Annotated in this window: 25 protein-coding genes and 1 pseudogene; 21 read left to right on the top strand and 5 right to left on the bottom strand. The window is 66.2% G+C overall.

Annotation, left to right across the window (positions count from 1 at the left end; all coding sequences use genetic code 11):
• The first annotated feature begins 282 nt into the window (after window positions 1–282).
• The 4 genes from VJR90_01610 (at window position 283) to VJR90_01595 (ending at window position 3,121) form a co-directional block, all read left to right on the top strand.
• Window positions 283–903, top strand: a complete 621-nt coding sequence (locus tag VJR90_01610) for a DedA family protein (GenBank protein ID HKV96172.1) — start codon at window positions 283–285, stop codon at window positions 901–903.
• 68 nt (window positions 904–971) lie between these two features.
• Window positions 972–1,463: a hypothetical protein gene (locus VJR90_01605; GenBank protein HKV96171.1), complete on the top strand. Its 492-nt coding sequence runs from the start codon at window positions 972–974 to the stop codon at window positions 1,461–1,463.
• Window positions 1,464–1,623: 160 nt separating this feature from the next.
• Window positions 1,624–2,562: a hypothetical protein gene (locus VJR90_01600; protein ID HKV96170.1), complete on the top strand. Its 939-nt coding sequence runs from the start codon at window positions 1,624–1,626 to the stop codon at window positions 2,560–2,562.
• A 61-nt stretch (window positions 2,563–2,623) separates the two neighbouring features.
• Window positions 2,624–3,121, top strand: coding sequence for a hypothetical protein (locus VJR90_01595; GenBank protein HKV96169.1), 498 nt, complete (start codon window positions 2,624–2,626; stop codon window positions 3,119–3,121).
• A 42-nt stretch (window positions 3,122–3,163) separates the two neighbouring features.
• On the opposite strand, the gene VJR90_01590 is transcribed toward VJR90_01595, so the two are convergent.
• Window positions 3,164–3,793, bottom strand: a complete 630-nt coding sequence (locus VJR90_01590; protein HKV96168.1) for a phospholipase D family protein — start codon at window positions 3,791–3,793, stop codon at window positions 3,164–3,166.
• Window positions 3,794–4,025: 232 nt separating this feature from the next.
• Between VJR90_01590 and VJR90_01585 the strand changes: the two are divergent.
• Window positions 4,026–5,026: pseudogene (locus VJR90_01585) on the top strand (magnesium and cobalt transport protein CorA).
• Between the two features lie 116 nt (window positions 5,027–5,142).
• Here VJR90_01585 and VJR90_01580 read toward each other — a convergent pair.
• The 4 genes from VJR90_01580 to VJR90_01565 all read right to left on the bottom strand — a co-directional run bounded on the left by VJR90_01580 (window position 5,143) and on the right by VJR90_01565 (window position 8,448).
• Window positions 5,143–6,372 (bottom strand): beta-ketoacyl-ACP synthase, encoded by a 1,230-nt coding sequence (locus VJR90_01580; GenBank protein ID HKV96167.1) that lies wholly within the window; start codon window positions 6,370–6,372, stop codon window positions 5,143–5,145.
• A gap of 40 nt (window positions 6,373–6,412) precedes the next feature.
• Window positions 6,413–6,673: an acyl carrier protein gene (locus tag VJR90_01575; GenBank protein ID HKV96166.1), complete on the bottom strand. Its 261-nt coding sequence runs from the start codon at window positions 6,671–6,673 to the stop codon at window positions 6,413–6,415.
• 137 nt (window positions 6,674–6,810) lie between these two features.
• The gene (locus VJR90_01570; protein ID HKV96165.1) at window positions 6,811–7,674 is read right to left on the bottom strand and encodes a polysaccharide deacetylase family protein; all 864 of its coding nucleotides are present in this window, start codon (window positions 7,672–7,674) and stop codon (window positions 6,811–6,813) included.
• An 18-nt stretch (window positions 7,675–7,692) separates the two neighbouring features.
• Window positions 7,693–8,448 (bottom strand): 4'-phosphopantetheinyl transferase superfamily protein, encoded by a 756-nt coding sequence (locus tag VJR90_01565; GenBank protein ID HKV96164.1) that lies wholly within the window; start codon window positions 8,446–8,448, stop codon window positions 7,693–7,695.
• A gap of 68 nt (window positions 8,449–8,516) precedes the next feature.
• On the opposite strand from VJR90_01565, the gene VJR90_01560 reads away from it, so the two are divergent.
• From VJR90_01560 to fabG, 16 genes are read left to right on the top strand one after another with little or no spacing between them, the layout of a single operon-like run.
• Entirely contained in the window at window positions 8,517–9,353 is an 837-nt protein-coding gene (locus tag VJR90_01560; GenBank protein HKV96163.1) for a MipA/OmpV family protein, read from the top strand.
• 53 nt (window positions 9,354–9,406) lie between these two features.
• Entirely contained in the window at window positions 9,407–10,093 is a 687-nt protein-coding gene (locus tag VJR90_01555; GenBank protein HKV96162.1) for a phosphatase PAP2 family protein, read from the top strand.
• A 54-nt stretch (window positions 10,094–10,147) separates the two neighbouring features.
• Window positions 10,148–10,960 (top strand): beta-ketoacyl synthase chain length factor, encoded by an 813-nt coding sequence (locus tag VJR90_01550; GenBank protein HKV96161.1) that lies wholly within the window; start codon window positions 10,148–10,150, stop codon window positions 10,958–10,960.
• Window positions 10,944–11,771: a lysophospholipid acyltransferase family protein gene (locus VJR90_01545; protein ID HKV96160.1), complete on the top strand. Its 828-nt coding sequence runs from the start codon at window positions 10,944–10,946 to the stop codon at window positions 11,769–11,771. Before VJR90_01550 ends, VJR90_01545 begins: the two co-directional genes overlap by 17 nt.
• Window positions 11,716–11,976: a phosphopantetheine-binding protein gene (locus VJR90_01540; protein ID HKV96159.1), complete on the top strand. Its 261-nt coding sequence runs from the start codon at window positions 11,716–11,718 to the stop codon at window positions 11,974–11,976. The genes VJR90_01545 and VJR90_01540 overlap by 56 nt, the downstream gene beginning before the upstream one ends.
• Before the next feature lie 25 nt (window positions 11,977–12,001).
• Window positions 12,002–13,351 carry a class I adenylate-forming enzyme family protein gene (locus tag VJR90_01535; GenBank protein HKV96158.1) on the top strand — a complete coding sequence of 450 codons (1,350 nt, stop codon included), beginning with the start codon at window positions 12,002–12,004 and terminating at the stop codon, window positions 13,349–13,351.
• Complete coding sequence (locus tag VJR90_01530) at window positions 13,348–13,698, top strand: hydroxymyristoyl-ACP dehydratase (GenBank protein ID HKV96157.1); 351 nt, start codon at window positions 13,348–13,350, stop codon at window positions 13,696–13,698. Before VJR90_01535 ends, VJR90_01530 begins: the two co-directional genes overlap by 4 nt.
• Window positions 13,695–15,407 carry a glycosyltransferase gene (locus VJR90_01525; protein HKV96156.1) on the top strand — a complete coding sequence of 571 codons (1,713 nt, stop codon included), beginning with the start codon at window positions 13,695–13,697 and terminating at the stop codon, window positions 15,405–15,407. Before VJR90_01530 ends, VJR90_01525 begins: the two co-directional genes overlap by 4 nt.
• Window positions 15,379–16,935, top strand: a complete 1,557-nt coding sequence (locus tag VJR90_01520) for an aromatic amino acid ammonia-lyase (GenBank protein ID HKV96155.1) — start codon at window positions 15,379–15,381, stop codon at window positions 16,933–16,935. The genes VJR90_01525 and VJR90_01520 overlap by 29 nt, the downstream gene beginning before the upstream one ends.
• The gene (locus tag VJR90_01515) at window positions 16,936–17,361 is read left to right on the top strand and encodes a thioesterase family protein (GenBank protein ID HKV96154.1); all 426 of its coding nucleotides are present in this window, start codon (window positions 16,936–16,938) and stop codon (window positions 17,359–17,361) included.
• A complete protein-coding gene (locus tag VJR90_01510) occupies window positions 17,358–17,927 on the top strand; it encodes an outer membrane lipoprotein carrier protein LolA (GenBank protein ID HKV96153.1) in 570 nt (189 codons plus the stop codon). Before VJR90_01515 ends, VJR90_01510 begins: the two co-directional genes overlap by 4 nt.
• Window positions 17,924–20,242 carry a hypothetical protein gene (locus tag VJR90_01505; GenBank protein ID HKV96152.1) on the top strand — a complete coding sequence of 773 codons (2,319 nt, stop codon included), beginning with the start codon at window positions 17,924–17,926 and terminating at the stop codon, window positions 20,240–20,242. Before VJR90_01510 ends, VJR90_01505 begins: the two co-directional genes overlap by 4 nt.
• Window positions 20,239–20,817 carry a DUF3261 domain-containing protein gene (locus VJR90_01500; protein ID HKV96151.1) on the top strand — a complete coding sequence of 193 codons (579 nt, stop codon included), beginning with the start codon at window positions 20,239–20,241 and terminating at the stop codon, window positions 20,815–20,817. The genes VJR90_01505 and VJR90_01500 overlap by 4 nt, the downstream gene beginning before the upstream one ends.
• Window positions 20,814–21,992 (top strand): beta-ketoacyl-[acyl-carrier-protein] synthase family protein, encoded by a 1,179-nt coding sequence (locus VJR90_01495; protein HKV96150.1) that lies wholly within the window; start codon window positions 20,814–20,816, stop codon window positions 21,990–21,992. The genes VJR90_01500 and VJR90_01495 overlap by 4 nt, the downstream gene beginning before the upstream one ends.
• Entirely contained in the window at window positions 21,992–22,435 is a 444-nt protein-coding gene (locus tag VJR90_01490) for a 3-hydroxylacyl-ACP dehydratase (protein HKV96149.1), read from the top strand. Before VJR90_01495 ends, VJR90_01490 begins: the two co-directional genes overlap by 1 nt.
• Window positions 22,432–23,163, top strand: coding sequence for a 3-oxoacyl-ACP reductase FabG (fabG, locus tag VJR90_01485; protein ID HKV96148.1), 732 nt, complete (start codon window positions 22,432–22,434; stop codon window positions 23,161–23,163). Before VJR90_01490 ends, fabG begins: the two co-directional genes overlap by 4 nt.
• Window positions 23,164–23,172 lie beyond the last annotated feature (9 nt).

Genomic DNA, 23,172 nt, shown 5'->3' with positions numbered 1-23,172 from the left:
AACCCGCCTACGCCCACGGCCCGGGGCGCCGCCCCGGCGTGCGCCCCAGTGATTCATGCAAACCACTTTTACGAGGGCTTGCGTGGTCCGGGCGGATGCGCGTGCGTGCGCGGCGCACCACAATCTGAGCCTGGCAAGCTCGTCATCCGGCCAACGCCCACACGCAAAATGTCGTCCGGTCTGACGTCGGGAGTACGCCGGGTACGGTAATCCAACCGCAGGCAGCGCCCGCGGTTCATCTGTTACCATGCCGCCACGCTGATTCGCGCCGAGCACAGATTCATGGGGTTCCTGCATGATGCGCTGACATGGCTCGAGCCGTATCTCACGCAGTACGGTTACTTAATCCTGTTTGCGGTCATCTTCGTCGAGAGTTTTGGTGTACCCGCCCCCGGCCAGACCCTGCTGATTGCCGCCGCGGTACTGGCATCGCACGGCCAGCTCAATATCGTTCTGGTGCTGATCATCGCCTTCCTGGCAGCGACCATCGGCGACAGCCTGGGGTATGCCATCGGCTATTTCGGCGGCCACCGTCTGATCATGCGTTTCGGCAAATACGTGCGCATCGGCGACGCGCAGATCGAGCGCATGCAGACGACCTTTACCCGTTACGGCGGCTGGGTGGTGACGTTTGCGCGCTTCTTCGAGGTCCTGCGCCAGGTGAATGGACTGGTGGCTGGAACCGCGGCCATGAGTTTCAGGCGTTTCCTGCTCTTCAATGCCACGGGCGCCCTGCTCTGGGTCGGCGTCTGGGGCCTCGGCACCTATTTCCTCGGGCGTCACCTGCGCCGCTACGCCGGATACTTTGATCAGGGCAGTCTGTATTTCATCCTGGTCCTGGTGGTGGTCCTGGGCGGATTGATGTGGTACCTGCTGGCGCATGGCCGGCGGCGCCGGCCTTGAGGCGCAACCCGGTCCCGATTCCCTGATCTATACTTTCTGCAGGTTGGCGGCAAACGGAGTGTGTAGCCATGAACAGGTTCATCATCGTCATGCTTGCCACCCTGCTGCTCGGCGCCTGTGGCAAAACTCCCGACAAAACCGTATCCATGGCGCCGAATGTGCCGGTTGACAACCAGCACATCATTCAACGGGCCGTGAAGCAACTTACCATTTCCTGCATTGGTCTCAATCAGCGCGGCTACGACCTCATCAACTGGCACGCCACGCAGGCGTCCAACGGCGGCAATCCCTACAACTTCCACACCGAAACCTGGGGCTGGAACCGCTGGATCGAGGTCACAGTGGAAGTGCGCCCGAGTGCACGCGATTTGCCCAGGGAATGGAACGCGCGCGGCCAGGTACTGAAATACGATCTGGGCGGCAGTCCGCAGCCGGGCATAGACGGCAAGACCGCGCTCTCGCAGCTCATGTGTGGCACGCTGCCGGTGAGCCACGATCCGGACAATCCGCACACGTTTCTGGCAGTACCCGAAATGCAGGTGCTGGACCAGCTCAAATGACAGCCACGTGTGCGCTCGGCATGGCGCATTCCCGCGGCCCGGAGGAAGCGTTTGTTCGGGCTTTTTGTTTGCCGTCAACCGATTGACGTAACCCAACCTTGAAATACCTGCGCGTTCGCCGATCGCCGGCGGCTGCGGCCGCATCGGTATTTACAATCGCATGACAACCGGCGGCAACACTCCGACGACCTGCGTACACTGCGGCGCGCACACCGTGCCCGGCAGTCGCTGCGCGCAGTGCGGCGCCTCGCCCGGCGCGCCGGTGGCGCGCAAGCTATTGGCCTCGGGCACCACGAGTGCGGATCACGGCATTTTCTTGCTGGCTACGCCGGTGCTGGCGGCCGTGGCGTTGCTGGCGGTGGCGCTCGCCACCCATTCGACGGTCGGACTCGTCCTGGTGCTGGTGCTCATGGTGCTGGTGTGCGGCGCGTTCGCGGCCAGCGAGATTTTCCAGTCCCCGGCCGCGTGGGACTCCGGGCGCCCCATGCAAACCATGCTCGGCTGGCTGGCGCTGGTGACGCTGCTCTGGCCGGCCGGCTACCCGGCCTACCTGCGGACGCGACGGCGCTGGCAGCTCGGCAACTGGCTGGCGGGTGCGCTCGTCGTGGAGTTGGTGCTAATTGCGGGCGTAGTGCTGGCTGCGGTCATCATCCAGACCGGCTACGCCAAACCCACGGCGGCGCAGGTGGCGGCGGAACAAAGGCAGAACCAGGGGCTGCTCGCTGCCGACCCGCGCTGGATGCCGGACGCCGGTGACATTCCCCTGGTGAAAAGTTCCTATCTCGACAACTGCAAGCAGCGCACCGTGGAGCAGGAAGTCAACGCATTTCTGGCAGCGCCCCGCTGGGAAGCCGGCGCCGATTCCCGGGGTCGCGATTTTGTCAACATCCACGGCGGGGTCACCTACAACGGACGGCCGACCGCGGCCGTGTTCCAGTTCCTGATTGACAAGGACAAGCGCGGCTTCAAGTATCATGCTTTCACCATCAACGGAGTGCCGCAGACCATATACGTCGCCGCACTCACGCTCATGGAGATGTGCGCGAGCGCCAACCGTGCGCCGATGACGCTTACGCCCCGGGACCGAGGCGCGCGATAATCGCCGCACCGCCGACAACATTCATGTTGCTTTCCGAAAACGAGACGCGCAGATGTACTGCATGCAATGGACAGTGATCGCCGCGGCGCTGGTGACGGCCGCGGGGCTGAGCGCGGGTTGCGGCCAGTCCACGTCCGGTCAATCGCCCGCCAACGCCCATTCCCCCAGCGCGCTGCTGACGGCCGCTCCACAGTGGATACCCGACCCCGGTGTCATCGCGCTGGTGAAAACCTCGTCGCTGAATGACTGCACGCAACGCAGCGTGGAACAGCAAGTGGACAGTTACCTCGCCTCACCGCGTTGGGAAGCCGGCGCGGATTCCACAGGTCGCGATTTCGTCAATGTCAGCGGCATCGTTACCTACGGCGGCAAACCTGCGACCGCGATATTCCAATTCCTGATTGACAAGGACAAGCGCGGCTTCAAATACCACGCGTTCACCATCAACGGCGTGCTGCAACCCGCCTACGTGGCCGGCATGACACTCCGTGAAATGTGTGGCAGTGCCATGCGCTCGCAGCTGAAGATCATCAAGCTCCCACCGGCCGTCACGCACTGACGCAAGCCGGTGTGGGCCGGGCGGCCGGCTTGACGGCTCCGATCAATTGCCGCGGTACGGCTGCGCACAGCTGCGCCTCCAGTTCCAGTTGGCGAGATACTCCTGGGCCAGTGCCGGCGCATTGCGGATGTAGAGCAGATTTTCGGCATTGTCGTAGGCAGCCGCGTAGGTGAAATTGTAGGAGCCGGTGATGACATCGGCGTTGTCAATGATCATCACCTTGTTGTGGGCGATGCGCACGGAGGAGTCAATCCACACCGGGATGCCTGTGGCTGCAATCACCGCCGCCACCGGCTTGCGGTGCTCATAGCTCTCGGTATCGGACTTGTCGAGTATCACCTCGACATCCACGCCCCGCGCCCGCGCGGCACCGAGCGCCCGCTGGATGCGCCGATCGCTGAAACTATAAGCCTGCACGCGAATGCTGGTGCGCGCTTCAGTGATGGCTTTAAGAATGAGCGTGTCGCCCTTTCCGCCCGGCGAAAAATCCACCGTAGCCAGAGCGCCGTTCAGCGTGAGCGTAGTTTGCGCTGGATGGGGAAGACCGCAGGATTCCTGCAGTACAAAATGGCCGGCAGCTTGGCGTGCCTGCGCCGGCGCACAAACACCGAGCGCCGCCAGCGCCGCCAACAACACTGCCCGCACGGCGAGCCCGGCGTACCGCAGCCTCATACCCGTACCCCTGGTTTCCGGTTCACGGCCTGCGCCGACCCGACGCTGATTCCGCCGGGCAATTTCAAGCCACGCTGGCCCGCTGGACGCGTTAGCCCAATTCCAATTATGCGTCCTGCCGCGGTTCGACACTAACTTATGCGCCATGCCACAATCGCGACCACTACCTGGCCATGACATCAAGGACACGATGCCTCCGCCACTCGCCAGCGTGCGCGCCGCTGCCTGAAGCATGAATCAGACACCTGCGACTTTCAATCCGGCCATCGCTAACTGTGTCGCGTACGGCGCAGACGGCCGCAAGGCCCGTGACCTCACGCTGGACGAGATTAGCGATTTCCTCGCGCAACCGGACGGCTTCGTATGGGTCGGGCTGGTCGAGCCGGACGCGGCGATGCTGGACAAGATGCAGGAGGAATTTGACCTGCACGAACTCGCCATCGAGGACGCGCACTCCGCGCACCAGCGTCCCAAGATCGAGGCCTACGGCAACTCCCTGTTCGTGGCGGTGCAGACCGCGGAACTTGCCGGCGGCAACATCGTGTTCGGCGAAACCCACCTGTTCATCGGCACACGCTACCTGCTGACGGTGCGCCACGGCGCTTCGCAGCCCTACACTGCGGTGCGGCGCGCCTGCGAACAAAACCCCGGGCATCTGGCACTCGGCCCAAGCTATGCGCTGTACGCGGTGCTGGATTTCATCGTGGACAACTATCTGCCGATCGTGCAGGCGTACCGGCAGGAATTGCTGAAACTGGAACATGCCGTGTTCACGCAACTCTCCAACCGCGACGTCACCCGGCGCCTGTACGACATGCAGCGCGAACTGCTCACCCTGAAACTCGCGGCTGCGCCGCTGCAGGACATTCTCAACCAGTTGGTGCGGTTGCACCCCGAAGTGATCCGCGACGAGGTACGCCCGTATTTCCGCGACGTGCACGACCACGTACTGCGCAGCAGCGACGCAGTCAACGCCATGCGCGAGCTGCTGAATGCTGCGATGAGCGTCAACCTCTCGCTCATCAGCGTGCGCCAGAACGAAGTGGTCAAGCGTCTGGCCGGATGGGCCGCGTTGCTCGCCGTACCCACGCTGCTCGCGAGCTGGTACGGGGCATGAACTTCCACGACATGCCGGAACTCCGGGAACCCTGGGCTTATCCGGTGGTGATCGGCGTCACCGTCGTGGTGTGCGTGGTGCTGTTCATCGTGCTGAAGCGCGCCAAGTGGCTGTGATCACCGATCCTGCCAGCGCCGGAAGATCAGGCTGGTATGGATGCCGCCAAAGGGTGCGCCGTATACGGCGCACGCCCCGCCAAGGATGGCGGGGCTGGACAGCTCACCATGGAGGGTTAGGACCATCGGCGGAATATGAGACTTGTATTGATGCCACCAAAAGCAAAGTTATTGCTCATGATGTATTCGGCGGAAAAATTCCGCCCGTCCCCGGTCAGGTAATCGAGTTCCGCGCATTCCGAGTCCACGTTATCCAGGTTGATCGTGGGCGCAAACCAGTTGGCGCGCATCATCTCGATACTCAGCCAGGCTTCCAGCGAGCCGCACGCGCCCAGTGTGTGACCGAAATAACTCTTGAGCGAGCTCACCGGCATGCGTTTGCCGAATACCTGGTGAGTGGCGAAGGATTCGGCAATGTCGCCGCGTTCCGTGGCCGCGGCATGGGCGTTGACGTAGCCGATGGCCTGCGGCGTGAGGCCCGCATCCTCCAGCGCCAGTTGCATGACCACCGCCATGGTCTCGGTCTGCGGCTGGGTGATATGCGCGCCGTCGGCATTGCAGCCGAATCCCACGACTTCCGCATAGATCGGCGCGCCACGCTGCTGCGCGTGTTCCAGCTCTTCGAGAATCAGCGTGGCCGCGCCCTCGCCCACCACCAGGCCGTCGCGGTCGCGGTCGAAAGGCCGCGGCGTGGTGTGCGGTGCAGCGTTGCGCGTACTGGTGGCAAACAGCGTGTCGAACACCGCGGTCGGCCCGATGCTCAGTTCCTCGGCACCGCCCGCGATCATCACCGTCTGCTTGCCGGCGCGGATGGTCTCGTAGGCAAAGCCGATGGCCTGGCTGCCGGAAGTGCAGGCACTGCTGGAGGGAATAATGCGCCCGGTGATGCCGAAGAACAGGCTGATGTTGACCGCGCCGGTGTGGCTCATCATCTGTACATAGGTATTGGAAGTCACACCGCGCAGACTGCCGGTGCTCGCCATGCGGCCAAACACCACCACCGGTTCCGCGCTGCCGGAGCAGGCGCCATACGCGATGCCGGTGCGGCCGGATTTGAGCACCGGGTTCTGCAACAAGCGCGCATCCGCCAACGCCAGCTCGGTGGCGCGCGTGGACATGACCGCCACCGGCCCCATGCTGCGCATGCTCTTGCGGTTGTAGTGCGGCGGCAGTTCGTAGGCTGCGACCGGCGCTGCCAGCCGGGTATTGAGATCCGCGTAGCTGTCCCACTCGCTCATGTGGCGCACGCCGGAACGTCGTGCGTGCAGGCGCGCCGCGATGGCCGGCCAGTCATGGCCGAGCGCGGTCAATCCCCCCATGCCGGTCACCACTACACGCTGCGGCATCGCCCGCCTCCAGCGTGCCGGCCGCGCGCATTACCGGCACTCAAGCCGGCGCAGCCTGTGTGGCCAGCAGCTTCTCGATGATGCGCTGCACGTCCCCCACCGTGCGCACTTCCTTGAAATCCTCGGGATGCACCTTTTGACCGGTGATTTCCTGCAACTTGATGATCATGTCCACCGCATCGATGCTGTCCAGATCCAGATCCTCCTGCAGCCGCGCCTGCGGCGTGACTTTGGCCGGATCGAGCTCGAACTGCTCCACCAGCGTGTTCTTGAGAGTCTGGAATACCTGCTGCGAATCCATACTGAGTTCCGGATTGTGGACTGGAGGGCGGCCGGGCGTGCCAGCATGCGCGGCACGACCCAAGACAGCGAGTATGTTAATGGTTCCCGCCGGGGGCGCAAACACCGGTGGCCAGCCCGGTGGCGCCGACCTGGGGGTCACGCCGCAGGTGGCATTGAGCGGCGGGAAATTTGCAGCAATTCCGGCACGGTTACGCAGCGTTCACCACGCGCGTGCAGCCCATCCAGAATCAGGCGCACCGCCTCCACACAGTGCTCCCGCCGCCGCCCGGCCCGGTCGTGACCGTCGTGCAGCAGCACGATGTCGCCGGCGCGGATTTTGCCCAGCACCCGGCGCGCGACGCACACGGGATTGCGCGCAAAAGTATCGCGGCTGTGTAGCGACCACGCCACCAGCGTAAGCCCGCGCTGCCATACGGCGCATGCAAGTTCCGGGCGCTTGAGCCCGACCGGCGGCCGGTACAGGTACGGGCGCTCGCCGCCCTGCAGCGCAGCGAGCGCCTGCTCGCCCCGCTCGAGCTCGCGCAGTTGCCAGCGAAACTGGCGGAAATTCTGCCAACGCGAGTGCTGCCAGGAATGATTGCCAAGCGCATGTCCCTCGGCCAGCATGCGCCGCGCCAGATCCGGCTGCGCGCTCAGCGCTTTCCCGATTACAAAAAACGTGGCGTGGGCGCGGTAGCGGGCGAGTACATCCAGAACCTGGGGCGTGACGACCGGGTCCGGCCCGTCGTCGAACGTAAGTGCCACGCAGCCGCTACTGCGCACGCCGTGGGTGACGGTGGGATAAAACAGGCTGGACCGCGGGCGCAGCATGCCGTCGGCCACCAGCCACACCAGCGCGGCACCGGGCAGCGCCAGTACCCACCATGGCCAGGCGAACGCCAGCATGCCGGCCGTGACCACCACGATGTAAGCAAGCGTCAGGTGATGCAGATTCCAGCGCAGCCAGCGCCAGCGCAAAACCGGTCGCGTGCGCATCGCGGGAGCAGAAACGCTATCCACTTCGTTCATCCGCATAGGCTAGCCAACCTGCGCCAGGACACATGACGATGATTCCGCGCTGCGTATGGCCGTGCGCTCGATCAGGTTTTCGCCAAGCCAGTCGCCCGTCGCGCTGCGGCGCCGGCATTCGAGTCGCACGCCATGGTCGGCACTCTGCACGGCTAGCGCCAAATGCGCGCCGCGAGCGGTGCGCGCATGTACGCAGCTCCAGTCGGCGACCGGCGCCGCGGACGTATGCAAGTGGCGCGCGTGCAGATCGAATTCCGCGGCCCGCAGCGCCTCCCACAGGCTCATGCCGGCGGCCTTGGCGAAGGCCTCTTTGAGCGTCCAGAGCGCATAGAACCCGGACTCTTGTGCGGCCGGCGCGAGTGCTTGCAAGTACCGCGCTTCGGCGCGCGCGAACAGCCGTCCGGCCTGCCGCACGCAGGCACGCGGCCGGGGCTGCTCGACGTCCACCCCGACCGGGACCGAGGCCAGCGCCGCGACCAGCAAGTTCCCGGAATGGCTCAGGCTGACGCACGCGCCGCCGTCGTAGCGGACGGCGCCGCGCGCATCGGTGCGCAACGCCGCTGGATCCACCTGTGGCCGCTGGCGCGCGAGCGCGGCGAGCAGGAGCTCGCGTCCCGCAAGCCAGACGTGGCGGCGACGCGCATGGCCGAACGCGCGATAGCGCGCCTGTTCCGCAGGATGCAATGCGGGCAGCAGTGCGCGTTCGCGCCGCCCATGATCGGCATCCACGAAATCCGCGAGCGCTATCTGAACGGTGATTTTCACGCGCTTGGCTTGACCGGCCGCGTACTGCCAAGAACAATAGCACGCGCGCCAACCGGGAGTGAGCGTCTATGCGCATCCGCGTGCTGATTGCGGCGGCCGCCGCCGTCGGACTCCTGCCGTGCGCGCACGCGGACAATGCGCCGCCCGCCGCTGTCCAGACTACCCGCATCGAGTTGGGCATCGGCATCGCCGGTGCGCACTTCGCGGACTACCCCGGCGCGGCACGCTACTGGAATTTTCTGCTGCCGCTGCCCTACATCACCGTGCATTCCCCGCGCCTCGACGCCGACCGCAACGGGGTCACCGGGAAATTCCTCAACACCGAGCATTGGGCCATCGACGTGGACTTCAGCGCCTCAGTGCCGGTGGACTCGTCGCGCGACGCGGAACGCAGCGGCATGCCGAATCTGGGCTGGATCGGCGAAGCCGGACCGGCGCTCAAATTCCGCACGCGGCGCGACGAGCGTACGGGCCTGAGACTCGAGCTCGGGCTGCCGGTACGCGCCGCGATCAGCACCGACGGCTGGGCGCTGCACCACCGCGGTTGGGTGAGCGAACCCTGGATCGAACTGTCACGCGCATGGCGTGACGGCCAGCGCGAGTTTCACGCCGACCTTACGTTCTCCGCGCTGTACGCCACCAGCGACTATTTCAATTACATCTATGGCGTGGCGCCGCAATTTGCGACCGCCGCGCGCCCGGCCTACGTTGCCGGCAGCGGCCGCGGCGGCTACCGCCTTTCCCTGGGCTTCGGCTGGCGACAGGGCAACATGGTGTACGGCGCGTTTTACCGCTACATCAATCTGGGTGGCGCGAGTTTCAACGCCAGTCCACTGGTCAGCGAGCGTCACCAGAACGCGTTCGGATTCATGGTGGCCTGGGTGATCCGCAGCATTGACTATTGAATGCACTTGGTTTGCGCCGGCCGTCGTCATGCGTGCACTACAATGCGCCCGGCATGACAGCATCACACTCACAAGCGATCTGGTGGCAACAGGGCGCGTGTCTCAAGCGCCACTGGCCATACCGGGCTCCCGCCACGCTGCTGTACATGGCGGTATTTTTTCTCGGGTACTTCTGGCTGCTGCGCCACCCGCAGTTTCCGCTGACCCGCATGCCGCTCACGCGCATGGACCGATGGATCGCGTTCCAGCCCTGGAGCCTGGTGCTGTACGCCAGCCTGTGGGCCTACATAGCGCTGGTACCGGCGTTACTGCGCGCCCACCGCGAGTTGCTGGCCTACGTGTGGTCGGTCACCTGGGCAAGCCTCATCGGTTTTGGAATTTTCTATTTTTGGCCGACGGCGGTGCCACGGCCGGACATCGACTGGGCACGCTATCCGTCGGTGGCGTTTCTGAAATCGGTGGACGCTTCCGGCAATGCCTGCCCGTCATTGCACGTAGCATTCTCCGTGCTCACCTGCCTGTGGCTGGATCACTGGCTCAAACAGGTGCGCGCTCCGGTCTGGCCGCGAATCGCCAACCTCGTGTGGTTCCTGGCCATCGTGTATTCGACCCTGGCCACCAAACAACACGTGGCGCTGGATGTTGTCGCGGGTGCAGCGCTCGGCGTGCTGGTCACCGTCCCCTTCCTGTATCGTCTGCGTGCTGGAAGCGTACTGGCTTGTGCAGCGGAATATCAGTGAAATCATTTTCTCCGGCGCAAGCGCGCTTGCACGCTGCAAGAAGCGCAGACTAGAATGCTCTGCAGCCGCACGCTTGGCCTGAATCACGAGGCGGCATTCGAAATCTGTCACGGCATGCAGCAAACTGGGGAACACATCGGAGGTTTCGCCGTCAGCCGCTGGCACGCCTGGGCGCCGGGAATGGAGTCCGCAGCCGACTGGGATGCGTGGCTTGCAGGCAAAGCACCTAACGCGGCGGTTTCACAAGCAGACGTGAGTCAGTTGCCGGCGCTGCTGCGCCGCCGACTTGACCGGCTGGGACGCATGGCCTTGCACACCGCGTGGCCTTGTCTCGCCGGCCTGGACGCGGCGCAATTCGTCTTCGCCTCCCGCGATGGTTCACTGGCGCGCACGCTGGAATTGCTGGCCGCCCTTGCCCACGACGAGCCTCTGTCGCCCACGGTCTTCAGTGTGTCGGTGCACAACGGCACCACGGGTTTGTGTTCGATCGCGCGCAAGGACCGCAGCGCCGCCACGGCGGTGGCCGCCGGCCGCGATTCGCTCGGCATGGGACTGCTCGAAGCCGCCTGCCAGGTGAGCGCGGGCGCGGAGCATGTGGTGATGTGCTACGCCGACCAAGGCCTGCCGCCACCCTATGACACGGCGCCCGGGCGCGGCGTGCAACACGCGGCATTCTCCATCTCGCTGCTCCTCGAACCCGCCGCGCCGGAACGCGAGTGCTGCCGGTTGATTCCATGCGCCGAACGCGCAACGGAAAATCCGGAGGCCGCATTGCTGCGCTTCCTTGTGGAGCACTCGGCGAGTGCGATCATCGGCGCAGAACAAGGCTGGCGCCTGGAAAGGAGTAAGCGTGCTGGCCAGGCTTGATCGCTGGCGCCGTGCGCTAGGGACCGGCCTGTGCATCGCGCTCTACGGCGGCCTGAGCCTCGTCGCCAGCTTCACCCTGCTGCCGCTCGTGCAGCTCTGGCCCGGCAGTTTGGCGCAGCGGCAACGCCGCGTGCGCCGCGTGGTGAGCGGATCGTTCCGCATGTTGCTCGCGTTCGTTGCCGGCCTGGGCGTGGGGCGCGTGGAGGTGCAGGGCCGCGAATGGCTGCAGCACACGGAAGGCAAGCTGCTGATCGCCACGCACCCTATGTACCTGGACATGGTGGCGCTGCTCGCGCTGCTGCCGCAGGCCGATTGCGTGGTAAAGGGCGCGATGTTGCGCAATCCCATGTACCAGCGCTTTGTCGCAGCCGCCGGCTACATCAGCAATGCCGATCCCGCACGCTTCGTGGAGGAGTGCGTACAGGTCCTGCAACAAGGCCGCACTTTGGTGATGTTTCCGGAAGGCACGCGCACTGAGCCCGGACAGGACTGGCACTTCCGGCGCGGTGCCGCCCAGGTGGCGGTGCGCAGCGGCTGCCAGATCCTGCCGGTGCTGATCTGCTGCGACCCGCCGGCGCTGTTCAAGAGCATGCCCTGGCATCGGGCACCGCACCGGCGCTGGCGCTTGCTGGTAAAGTTTTATCCGCCGCAGGCACTGAACGCTCTGGGCGCGGAGCCGGACCTGCCGCACACCGTGGCCGCGCGCCGTTTGAACCGCAATCTGGAGAATTTCTTCAAGCAGCAACTGGCAGCCCATGAACAACCTGATCGAAGAATTGAAGCAGCTCATCATCACCTCGCTCGATCTTGAGGACGTGAGCCCTGCGGACATTGACCCGCACGCGCCGCTGTTCGGCGACGGCCTGGGGCTCGATTCCATCGACGCGCTGGAACTCGGGGTCGCGGTGCAGAAGAAATATCACGTCAAACTCGACGCCAGCTCCGCCGATACGCGCCAGCATTTCCACTCGGTGGAAAACCTGGCGAAGTTCATCGCTGCGCAACGCAGCACCTGAGCGGCGCTGCACGCAGCAGGTGCACATGCGCAACCTCACTCCCGCGCGCCCCGTGGCCGTCAGCGAGCACCAAGCCGTGGACCAAACGGCGTTCTGGCAACGCGTGCACGGCTTGCGTGCGGCACTCGCGTCGCACCCGGCGCGCCGCATCGCGCTGGTGTGCGATGACAGCAGTTGGTTTGCCGCCGGGATGCTGGCGCTGGCCCAGGCTGGGCGCACTTGCGTAGTGCCGCAAGCACCGCAGGCCGGCAGCCTCACCGCGAGCGGCGCGCAGGTGGACGCGGTGCTCACCGACCGGCCGGCGGCGTTCAGGGAATTTGCCACGCTCGCGCTCGGCGATGCACCGCCGGCCGGCGACGACACGGCCAGCCTGCCGCAAGACGACGTTCACATCGAGTGCTACACCTCCGGCTCCGCGGGCATGCCGAAATGCGTGCGCAAGACTTTCGGACAATTGCGCCGCGAAGTCGCCACCCTCGAGCAGCAATGGGGCCAACAGCTCGGCGACGCGCTGGTGCTCGGCACCATTCCGCACTACCACCTGTACGGCACCCTGGTGCGCGTGTTGTGGCCGCTGCTCGCGGGACGCACGTTCGTGACGCATACCTGCGCGCAACCCGCGGAGTTGCGCCACTGGGCCGCGCAGCGCCGCTGCGTCATCGTCAGCAGTCCGGCGTTTCTGCAGCGCATCGCGGCGCCGGCGGAATTGCCACCCGCGGCGCAGGTGGCCGCGGTGTTCAGCTCGGGCGCGCCGCTCGCCGACGCTTGCGCCGAACGCCTGCAACGCGATTGGGGGCACGCGCCCATCGAGATTTACGGCAGCACCGAAACCGGTGGCATCGCGTGGCGCGCCTGGTCGGGCAGCGCCGAACGTCGCTACTGGCGGATGTTGCCCTCGGTGCAAACTGAGCTGCGCGCGGAGCCGGCCGGCTTGCGGCTGTGGGTCAAGTCCGGATTTACCTGGCAGTCCGACTGGATGGCCACCGGCGATCTCGCGCATCTGCATGCCGATGGCCGGCTCACACTTTTGGGCCGCGCGGATGACGTGGTCAAGCTCGAGGACAAGCGCGTGTCGCTGAGCGAAATGCGCACGCGCCTCATGGCGCATACCTGGGTCGCAAACGTGCGCCTGCTGCTGCTCGCAGGATCGCGCCGCAGCATCGGTGCGGTGGTGGTCCTGAATGCCGCGGGCCGCAAGCAGCTGGCGGCGGACGGCAGACTGGCGATCAGCCGCGAACTGCGCAACTGGCTGCGCCGCAGTTACGAACCCGTGCTGCTGCCGCGCAAGTGGAGATTTCCGGACACGCTGCCGGACAACGACATGGGCAAAATCGAGCACGCCAGCCTGCAGCAGCTGTTCGCACGGCGCGCATGAACGTTCTGCCCACGGTCCTCGCCAAACGCACCCACCCCGGCGGCAGCGAACTCGAGATCCTGGTGGCGGAGAACAGTCCCTGGTTCGAGGGCCATTTCCCCGCGCGTCCCATCCTGCCGGGCGTGGCGCAGATCGCCTGGGCCGTGCACTACGCCGCAGAGTTGCACGCCGGCACGCCGACGCAGCCCGGCCTCGAACAGGTGAAATTCAAGCGCCCGATTCTGCCCGGCACGCACCTTACTCTGCGCCTGACGCGCGCGGCGGATGGCGCACGCCTGCGTTACGAGTACCGCGACGCCCAGCACAGCTACTCGAGCGGTGTGCTGGATTTCCGGAGGCGCGCATGAATTTCAATGCCTGCGCGGTCATCCCGGTGTTCAATCACCATGCGAGTCTCGGCGCCATCGTCGCGGCCCTGCGCGCCCAGGGTTTGCCGGTAATCCTGGTGGACGACGGCAGCGATGCACTCACCAAACAGGCGCTCGCGCACGTTAGCGCCGACGATCCGCAAGTCGAGTGCCTGACATTGGCGCGCAACCGCGGCAAGGGTATCGCGGCCATGACCGGCATGGCGCACGCCGGTGAATGCGGCTTTACGCATGCGCTGTACGTGGATGCCGACGGCCAGCATGAGCTGGCCGACATCCCCGCACTGCTGGTGCTCGCAGAGCGTCATCCGCAGCATCTGGTCTCGGGATTGCCGCGTTACGACGCGAGCGTGCCGGCGGTGCGCTTCTACGGCCGCTACCTCACGCATGCCCTCGTGTGGCTGCATACGTTGTCGTTCACGCTGCGCGACTCGATGTGCGGCCTGCGTGTGTACCCGGTCGCCCCGAGCCTGGCGCTGGCGGCGCGCGTGCGCATCGGCGCGCGCATGGATTTCGACACCGACATCATGACGCGCCTGTACTGGGCGGGCACCGAAAGCCTGTTCCTGCCCACGCGCGTGCACTACCCCGCGGACGGCGTCTCGCATTTCCGCATGCTGCGCGACAACGCGCGCATGGCCTGGCTGCACCTGCGCCTGTTTCTCGGCATGCTGGCGCGCAGCCCCACGCTGTGGCGGCGCAACCGTGCGCGGCGGCGCGCGCGCCACTGGGCGCGCATCGGCGAACGCGGCAGTCTGGGCGGCGTGCGTTTCCTCGGATTTCTGGACCGCGTGCTCGGCCGGCCGCTGACGCTCGCGGTCCTGTATCCGGTGACCGCGTATTTCTTCCTCACGCACGCACACGCGCGCCGTGCGTCGCATGCATTCCTTACCGCCGCGGGCGCTCCCGCATCGCGCGCGCAGAGCATCCACCATTTCCTGAATTTTTCCGAGTGCATCCTCGACAAGGTCGCCGCCTGGCGGAATCCCGCGCGCGTGCAGGTGGATTTTCCCGGGCTGCCGCAGCTGCAGGCCGCACTTGCTCCGGGGCGCGGCATGCTGCTGTTGAGTGCGCATCTTGGCAACATCGAAGCGGCGCGCGCGCTCGGCACGCGCGTGGCCGGCCTGCGCATCAACGCGCTGGTGTATTCCGGCAACGCGCGCAAACTCGGCGCCGTCCTGACCGAGACCAGCGATGCCTACGGCGCGCGCCTGCTGGAAGTGGACCGCATCGGTCCGGAAACCGCGCTGCTGCTGCGGGAAAAAATCGCCGCCGGTGAAGTGGTAGTGATCGTCGGCGACCGCACACCGGTCACCAGCGACAGCCCGGTGGTCCGTGCGCCGTTCCTCGGCCGGCCGGCACGCTTTGCGCTCGGTCCCTATGTGCTGGCGCACGTGCTGGAATGTCCGGTGTACCTGATGTTTTGCCTGCGACAAGGGCCGGGGTATCGCGTGTACTTCGAGCCCTTTGCCGAGCGCATCCGGCTGCCGCGCCGGGGGCGCGAGGCCGCGGCTCAAGCCTGGGCTGGCCGTTATGCCGCGCGCCTCGCCGATTATGCCGGCCGATTTCCGCTACAGTGGTACAACTTTTTTGATTTCTGGGCCGGCGGCGAAAGCGTGCCTACCCCAGCCCCCAGCCACGGCAAGCCAACCAAGACCCATGCGCAACCTGGAAAACTATCCGCTTGAAACTCCCGTAACGGTCGGCGACCGGCGTCTCGCGCTGCGCGAGGTCTGCGCCGTGGCCCGCGGCATGCCCCTGGCGCTGGATGCGAGCCCGGCATTCCAACAGCGCATCCGGCGCGGCGCCAAGGTGCTGGCGGACAGCATTGCGGCCGGCACCCAGGTTTACGGCGTGACCACCGGTTACGGGGATTCCTGCACGGTGCCGATACCGGCGCCGGTGTTGCCGCAATTGCCCGTGCATCTGGTGCGTTACCACGGCTGCGGCCTGGGCGCACATTTCGACGAGCCGACCACGGTGGCCATCATGGCGACGCGCCTCAACTCGCTCGCCATGGGTTTCTCCGGCGTGCGCCTCGACGTGTTAACCCTACTGGCATCCATGATCCAGCAGCGCATTGCACCGCTGATTCCGGAGGAAGGTTCGGTGGGCGCGAGCGGCGACCTGACGCCGCTGTCCTACGTGGCCGCGGCCATGATCGGCGAGCGCGAAGTCCGCTATCAGGGTAAGGTGTGCACCGCCGCGCAGGCGCTGCATGCCGCGCACCTCGCGCCACTCACGCTCATGCCCAAGGAAGGTCTGGCGCTCATGAACGGCACCGCGGTCATGACCGCGCTCGCCTGCCTCGCCTGGGAACGCGCCGAATATCTCCTGCGCCTGGCCACGCGCATCACCGCCATGGTGGGCATTGCGCTCGGCAGCGACCCCAAACATTTCGCGCCCGGCCTGTTCGCAGTCAAGCCGCACGCGGGCCAGCAACAAATCGCCGCCTGGATTTTTGCCGACATGGGCGCCACCAGCCAGGACAGTCCGCTGCGCATCCAGGAGCGCTATTCCATCCGCTGCGCGCCACACGTGATCGGAGTGCTGGCGGACGCACTCGGCTGGATGCAGCGCGACATCGAGAATGAACTCAACAGCGCCAATGACAATCCCATCGTGGATCCGGAGAGCGGCGAGATTTACCACGGCGGACATTTTTACGGCGGCCACATCGCGTTCGTGGCCGACAGCCTGAAAAACACCGTGGCCAACATCGCGGACCTGCTGGATCGCCAGCTGGCGCTGCTCGTGGACACGCGCTTCAACAACGGCCTGCCCAGCAACCTGTCTGGCGCCAGCGAAGCACGCGCCAGCCTCAACCACGGCTTCAAGGCGGTGCAGATCGCGGTCTCCGCCTGGACCGCGGAAGCGCTGAAACTCAGCATGCCGGCGAGCGTGTTCTCGCGCTCCACCGAATGCCACAACCAGGACAAGGTGAGCATGGGCACGATCGCGGCGCGCGATGCGCTGCGCGTGCTCACGCTGGTCGAACAGGTGGCAGCGGCGTGTCTCGCGGCGGCGGCCCAGGCCATGGAAATCCGCCGGCGTCGCGGCAATCGTCCGCCGCGCCACATGCCGGCCGGGATGCTCGCGATGCTCGACGACGTGCTCACGGTGTGCGCCTACGTCGAGGAAGACCGTCCGCTGGAGACGGAACTGCGCCAACTTTGCGCCGCCATCAGTGAGCGCCGCTGGACGCTGTACGGGTAGCTGGCGGTGGGCGACGCGGTGCTCACGGCACAGGTCGAGATCGAGGTGCCGTTCCAGGATGTGGATCTCATGCAGGTGGTATGGCACGGGAATTATTTCCGCTATTTCGAAACCGCACGTGCCGCGCTGCTGCGCAAAATCGATTACGACTATCCCGAGATGCAGGCCTCGGGGTATCTGTGGCCGATCGTCGAACTCAAGGCGCGCTTCGTGCAGCCCATGCGTTATGCGCAGCGCATTCAGGTACACGCCGATTTGCTGGAATGGGAGAACCGCCTGAAGATCGGCTATCGCGTGGCCGACGTGGTCGGTGGCAAACGCCTGAGCAGCGGTTACACCGTCCAGTGTGCGGTGGATGCACACAGCGGCGAACTGCAGCTGGTAAGCCCGCCGGTGCTGCGCGCGCGCCTCAAGGATTATTTATGAAATTCCGCATGCCCGCATTCGCAGCCTTGTGCCTGCTTGCGGCCAGTGGCGTGCACGCGGCCACGACGCCGCGTATCCCGGCCGCATTCAGCGCGCGCTTCGTCGAAACCCGCAGCTTGCCGGGGTTTGACACCCCGCTCATCAGCCACGGCCTGCTGAGCGTGGATGCGGCCCATGGTTTCCGCTGGGAAATCACCGCGCCCTACCATTATGTGTTCGAGATGAACGGCGGGGAGGCGCGCGAGGAGCTGCCGGATGGCAGCGTGCGCCAGCTCGATCCCGAACAGGCGCCGTGGCTCGCGGCGGTGGAACAGATTTTCGTGGGCGCGCTGTCGGGGAACATGGCGCGACTGCAGCGCTATTTCGACGTGCAGGTGCAGCCACTGGCCCAGGGCCAGCGCGTCACGCTCACGCCCAAGCCCGGGCCCCTGAGCCAGGCGATTGCAGGCATCGAGGTCGTGGAAAGCGCGCCCGGCCGGCCCGAACAGATCGAGATCCGCGAAACCTCGGGCGGCCGCCTGCAGTTGCGCTTCACGCCCATCAGTCCGCCGCACAGTGCTCCGTGAACATGCGCTTCGCCAGCGTCGCGCGCTGCACGCTCTGGCTCGCGTCACTCGCTGTGCTGTGCGCATTCGCGTGGCTGCGCCTCGACGTGCACCAGCCGATCAACACCGATATCCTGGCTGCCTTGCCGGCGCAGCAGGAATCCGGCGCCCTGCGCGTCGCCAACGAGCGCAGCCGCGATGCCTTCATAAACGAATTGCTGATCCTGGTGAGCGGCGCGGACACGCCCGCGACCCGCGCGGCGGCGCTCGCCGCCCACACGGCGCTCCTCAATGCCGGCCTGCATGCCGAAAACACCGGCCAGACGCTGCAGCAACTGCTCGCGCTCTATCAGGCGCATCACTTTGCCATGCTTGATGCCGCCCAGACCGCACGTCTCACCCGCGGCGGCGCGCAGGCACTCACCACGGACGTCGCCGTGTCGCTCGCGAGCCCCGCCGGCCTGACCAGCAGTTTCGATACGGACCCCGGCGGTTATCTCGCCGCATTTCTCAGCCGGTTGCCGCGGCCTTACCCCGCATTCCTGCCCGATGGGCCGCTGCTCACGGCGCTGCGCAATGGACGGCGCGATTACCTGCTGCGCGTACAGGTGAGCACTTCGGGTTTCTCGCAAGCCGGCGCGGCACTCGCAGTGCAGGCCGTGGATGCGGCGCACAACGCGGCGCGCAAAGTCTGCGACGACTGCGAGTTTCTGGCCACGGGCGCACCGCTGTTCGCGCAAGCCGCGCGTCGCGAAGCGCAACGCGAAACCCTGTGGCTGAGCGTGGCTTCCGCCGTGCTCATCATGCTGCTCATTGCCTTCGTGTTCCGCAGCCTCGCGCCGCACCTGCTCGCCGCGCTGCAGCTTGCGGCCAGCGTGCTCGCGGCCAGCGCCGCGGTAATTGTCTGGTTTGGCTCCATCCAGATTCTCACCCTGGTGTTCGGCACCACGCTGCTGGGAATTGCCATTGACTATGCGTTCCTGTATTTCGCGGAATACTGGTTCGGCGAAAGCGCGCCGCCGGCGGTATGGCGCCGCGTGCGGCCGGGCCTGCTCATGGGCCTGCTCACCGGAGTGGTGGCATTTGCCTTCCTGCTGCTGGCGGGTTTTCCGGCCCTGACGCAGATTGCGGTGTTTTCCGTGGCGGGTTTGCTCGAAGCCGGACTGGTGGTGGCGCTCATTTTTCCGCTCACGCTGACGCGCAACCCGCGCGTGGCCGCACATGCGGCCGTGCGCTGGCCACAGCAATTCATCGCGGCGGGCTGCCGTCCCTCGCGCTGGCGTTACGTGTTGCCTGCGCTCGCCCTGCTGCTTTGCATTCCCGGCTGGCTGCGGTTGCAGACCAGCGACGATGTGCGCGAACTGCAACACCTGCCACCCAAGCTGCTGCACACCGATGCCGAGATCCGCACTACGCTCGGCCAGTTGCCGCCGCCGGGATTTTTCCTGATTGCCGGCAGCGATCTCGAGCAGGCGCTCGCGCGTGAGCAGGCCCTGTTCGTGACGCTCGGTGCGCGCGTGCCGTCGGCGCTGCCGCTTAGCCTGTCGCGCTTTCTGCCGTCCAATGCGCAGCAGCAGGCAAGTCTCGCCGCCTGGAGCCGCGTGCTCGCATCGCCGGCTGCGTTGCAGACCGCGTTCAAAAGTCTCGGCCTGCCGGCGGCACTCACCGCGCATCTCGAGGCGCAATGGCAGCACGCAGCGCGCCGGCCTCTCGACGCCGCGCAACTTTTCAGTGCCGCGCCGGATCTCAAGCAGCTGGTCATTCCGACGTCCACCGGCGTAGCACTGCTCGCGACCGTCACCGGTCACGGCCAGCTGAATCCCGCGACCCTGGAGCAAGCCGCATTGTCCACGCCCGGCACCGAGTTCGTGCAGCCGCTGGCACGCGTAACTGAAACTTTTCACCGCATCCGCGTGCGCGCCACCTGGCTGGTGGTGATCGGATATCTGGTGATCTTCGCGCTGCTGCTCTGGAGATATGGCCGGCGCGAAGCGCTGCGCATGTTGTTTCCGCCGCTGCTCGCGCTCGGTATCACCCTGGGCGCGCTCGGCTGGCTGCGTGAGCCGCTCAACATTTTCGTGGTGGTGGCGTTGATTTTGATTCTGGGTCTGGGGCGCGATTACAGCGTGTTCCTGCGCGAAGGCGGCACGCGTCAGCGCTCGCCGGCACTTGCCGTGACGCTCTCGGCGATCACCATGCTGTTTTCCTTCGGCCTGCTCGCCGTGAGCCGCATTCCCGCGCTGCATGCCTTCGGTCTGGCGACGCTCATCGGCATACTGGCAAGCTATCTGAGTGCACCCCTGTCTCTGCCGCCCACCGGGCGGGAAAGCACATGAGCGCGCGCGCTGTACTGGTGATTGCCACGCTGGGCCTGGTCGCGGGATGCGCCAGTGTGCCGCCGACGCCGGGCTGCACGCGCCTCGGGCACGACGGCGTGTTCTGCGCGCTGCCGCCTTCCGCCCTGCCCGCAGTGAGCGCGAGCCACCTGGTCACCGTCACGCACGCGGGCCAGTCGCAGACCTTCCTCGGCCGCCTGCAGATTGACGCGCACCATCTGCGGCTCGTCGGCTTGAGCCTGTTCGGTACCGCGCTGTTCAGCCTCGATTACGATGGCCGGCAGCTCACCAGCCACAGCGCCGGGGGTAACTTGCGCCCGGAACTGCTGCTCGCGATGCTGGAACTGAGCGTGGCGCCGGCCAATGAATTGCCGTCGCAGTTGCACGATCTCAGCTTGACCGTGAGCGCGGCCGGCGACCGGCAGGTGCGCGAGCTGTGGCACCAGGGACAGCTGATCGCACGCATTGAGAAAACCGGCGGCGCGCTGAATACGGCGCACATCAGTATCGTGATCCCAGGCGCCAAACTTTCGCTGCAGCTCACGCCGCTCAACGTTCCGGGAGCAACGCCATGACGCGCGTGTATCTGCACGCCCTCGGCATCCTCAATGCGCTCGGCAACGACGCGGCGAGCGTACGCCGCGGTCTGTACAAGGGATCCACCGCAGGCATGCAGGTGCGCGACGACTTCATTCCCGGCCGTCCTGTGCATGTCGGCGCGGTGCACGCGGACCTGCCGCCCATCGAACCGCAATGGCCGGAATATAATTCGCGCAACAACCGCATACTCGCCGCGGCCATCGGGCAGATCCGCCCGCAACTGGATGCGGCCATCGACAAGTACGGAGCGGCGCGCGTCGGTATCGTGCTCGGCACCGGCACCTCCGGCATCACCGAGGGCGAACAGGCCTACGCCCATCACCTGCGCCACGGCGCGTTCCCCGCCGCTTACGACTATCGCCAGCAGGAAATCAGCGGACCGAGCGAATACCTGCGCCACGCGCTCTCGGTGCGCGGTCCCACGTGGACGGTCTCGACCGCCTGCACCTCGAGCGCCAAGGCGCTCGCTTCCGCGCGCCGCTTGCTGCACGCCGGTATCTGCGACGCGGTGGTGAGCGGCGGCGTGGATTCGCTCTGCCGGCTCACGCTCAACGGTTTCGCGGCGCTGGAGTCCGTGGCGCGCGGGCTGTGCAACCCGTTCAGCAGGAATCGCGATGGCATCAACGTCGGCGAGGGCGCGGCGGTATTTCTCCTGAGCCGCGAGCCCGGGCCGGTGTGCGTACTCGGAGTCGGCGAATCTTCCGATGCCTGGCACATCTCCGCGCCCGATCCGCAGGGGCGCGGCGCGGAACTCGCGATGCGCGCGGCACTGTCGGAAGCCGGCGTGAATGCGGCCGCGGTGGATTACCTCAACCTGCACGGCACCGCCACCGTGCAGAACGATCTCGTCGAAAGCCACGCGGTGGCGCGCGTGTTCGGCAGCGATACGCCGTGCAGTTCCACCAAACCGCTGGTGGGCCACATGCTGGGCGCGGCCGGCGCCACCGAACTTGCGTTCTGCTGGCTGCTGCTCACCGAATCGGCCGCTGCGCCGCTGCCGCCGCACGTCTGGGACGGCGCCGCCGATCCGGCACTCGCGCCGCTCCGGCTGTGTCGCGCCGCAGACGCGTCGCAACATTGCCGCATCGCGGCCAGCAATTCCTTCGCCTTCGGCGGCAGCAACATCTGCGTACTGCTGGGACGCGCCTGATGAGCGCCGGATTTCCACCCGTAACCGAACTGTTGCCGCATCGCGGGCGCGCGGTGATGCTGGACGCGGTGCTGGAACATTCCGAGAATCACACCGTGGCGCGGGTGCGCATCGCGCGCACCCACCCGCTGTTTGTCGCCGGACACGGCGTGCCCGTGTGGGCGGGGATCGAATTCATGGCGCAGGCGGCGGCCGCACATGCCGGCCTGAACAACCGGCGCTTCGGCGGCGCGCCGCATGTCGGCATGCTGCTCGGCACGCGTCGGTATCAGGCACACACCGATTACTTTGCCGAGAACATGCAACTGGAGGTGCGCGCCGAACGTGAATTCGGCGACAGCCAGGGCGTGGGCGCGTGCCGCTGCCGCATCTCGCATAATGGACAGCTGCTGGCGAGCGCCACACTCATCGTCGTCGAAACCAGCGAGGCCTTGGCGCCATGAGCACAAGCAAACGCGTTTTGGTCACGGGCGCGAGCGGCGGCATCGGCCGCGCCATCGCGCGCGCACTCGCGGCCAGCGGATTCCAGCTGGGCCTGCATTACCACACCAACTCCGCCAAGGCCGAGCAGCTCGCGCAGGAACTCGGTGCGGCCGGCGCCGTGGCGCATTGCCTGGGTTTCGACGCCGCCAACCGCGAAGCCACGCGCCGCGTGCTGCACGCGGACCTGGAAAAGCACGGCGCCTATTGGGGCGTGGTGTGCAACGCCGGCATCAGCGCCGACAACACCTTCGCCGCCATGCCGGGCGAGGACTGGGACCGGGTGCTGGCGGCGAATCTCGACAGCTTCTACAACGTGCTGCAGCCGCTGGTGATGCCGCTGGTGCGCATGCGCAACGGCGGACGCATCGTGAGCATCGCCTCGGTCGCCGGACAGATGGGCAACCGCGGGCAGACCAATTACAGCGCGGCCAAGGCCGGGCTGATCGGCGCCAGCAAGGCACTCGCCGTGGAACTCGCGAGCCGCGGCATCACCGTGAATTGCGTGGCGCCCGGCCTGATCGAAACCGACATGCTGCACGGCGCGCCGGTGGCGGAGATTCTCAAGCAGATTCCGCTCGGACGCCTGGGCCAGCCGCAGGAAGTCGCGGCGCTGGTGGCATTCCTGTTTTCGGAGGCCGCCGCCTACATCACCCGCCAGGTGATCGCCGTCAACGGGGGCATGCTCTGAACCTTGAAC

The sequence above is a fragment of the Gammaproteobacteria bacterium genome (genome assembly GCA_035279405.1).
Taxonomy (GTDB): Bacteria; Pseudomonadota; Gammaproteobacteria; order Natronospirales; family REEB76; genus REEB76.
The sequence above is the reverse complement of the archived record's forward strand: the minus strand, read 5'-3'. Positions and strand labels throughout refer to the sequence as shown.

Coding starts and splice junctions, on each gene's coding strand:
- VJR90_01610 (HKV96172.1), top strand. CDS start 283: ATGGGGTTCCTGCATGATGCGCTGACATGGCTCGAGCCGTATCTCACG.
- VJR90_01605 (HKV96171.1), top strand. CDS start 972: ATGAACAGGTTCATCATCGTCATGCTTGCCACCCTGCTGCTCGGCGCC.
- VJR90_01600 (HKV96170.1), top strand. CDS start 1,624: ATGACAACCGGCGGCAACACTCCGACGACCTGCGTACACTGCGGCGCG.
- VJR90_01595 (HKV96169.1), top strand. CDS start 2,624: ATGCAATGGACAGTGATCGCCGCGGCGCTGGTGACGGCCGCGGGGCTG.
- VJR90_01590 (HKV96168.1), bottom strand. CDS start 3,793: ATGAGGCTGCGGTACGCCGGGCTCGCCGTGCGGGCAGTGTTGTTGGCG.
- VJR90_01580 (HKV96167.1), bottom strand. CDS start 6,372: ATGCCGCAGCGTGTAGTGGTGACCGGCATGGGGGGATTGACCGCGCTC.
- VJR90_01575 (HKV96166.1), bottom strand. CDS start 6,673: ATGGATTCGCAGCAGGTATTCCAGACTCTCAAGAACACGCTGGTGGAG.
- VJR90_01560 (HKV96163.1), top strand. CDS start 8,517: ATGCGCATCCGCGTGCTGATTGCGGCGGCCGCCGCCGTCGGACTCCTG.
- VJR90_01555 (HKV96162.1), top strand. CDS start 9,407: ATGACAGCATCACACTCACAAGCGATCTGGTGGCAACAGGGCGCGTGT.
- VJR90_01550 (HKV96161.1), top strand. CDS start 10,148: ATGCTCTGCAGCCGCACGCTTGGCCTGAATCACGAGGCGGCATTCGAA.
- VJR90_01540 (HKV96159.1), top strand. CDS start 11,716: ATGAACAACCTGATCGAAGAATTGAAGCAGCTCATCATCACCTCGCTC.
- VJR90_01535 (HKV96158.1), top strand. CDS start 12,002: ATGCGCAACCTCACTCCCGCGCGCCCCGTGGCCGTCAGCGAGCACCAA.
- VJR90_01530 (HKV96157.1), top strand. CDS start 13,348: ATGAACGTTCTGCCCACGGTCCTCGCCAAACGCACCCACCCCGGCGGC.
- VJR90_01525 (HKV96156.1), top strand. CDS start 13,695: ATGAATTTCAATGCCTGCGCGGTCATCCCGGTGTTCAATCACCATGCG.
- VJR90_01520 (HKV96155.1), top strand. CDS start 15,379: ATGCGCAACCTGGAAAACTATCCGCTTGAAACTCCCGTAACGGTCGGC.
- VJR90_01510 (HKV96153.1), top strand. CDS start 17,358: ATGAAATTCCGCATGCCCGCATTCGCAGCCTTGTGCCTGCTTGCGGCC.
- VJR90_01500 (HKV96151.1), top strand. CDS start 20,239: ATGAGCGCGCGCGCTGTACTGGTGATTGCCACGCTGGGCCTGGTCGCG.
- VJR90_01495 (HKV96150.1), top strand. CDS start 20,814: ATGACGCGCGTGTATCTGCACGCCCTCGGCATCCTCAATGCGCTCGGC.
- VJR90_01490 (HKV96149.1), top strand. CDS start 21,992: ATGAGCGCCGGATTTCCACCCGTAACCGAACTGTTGCCGCATCGCGGG.
- fabG (HKV96148.1), top strand. CDS start 22,432: ATGAGCACAAGCAAACGCGTTTTGGTCACGGGCGCGAGCGGCGGCATC.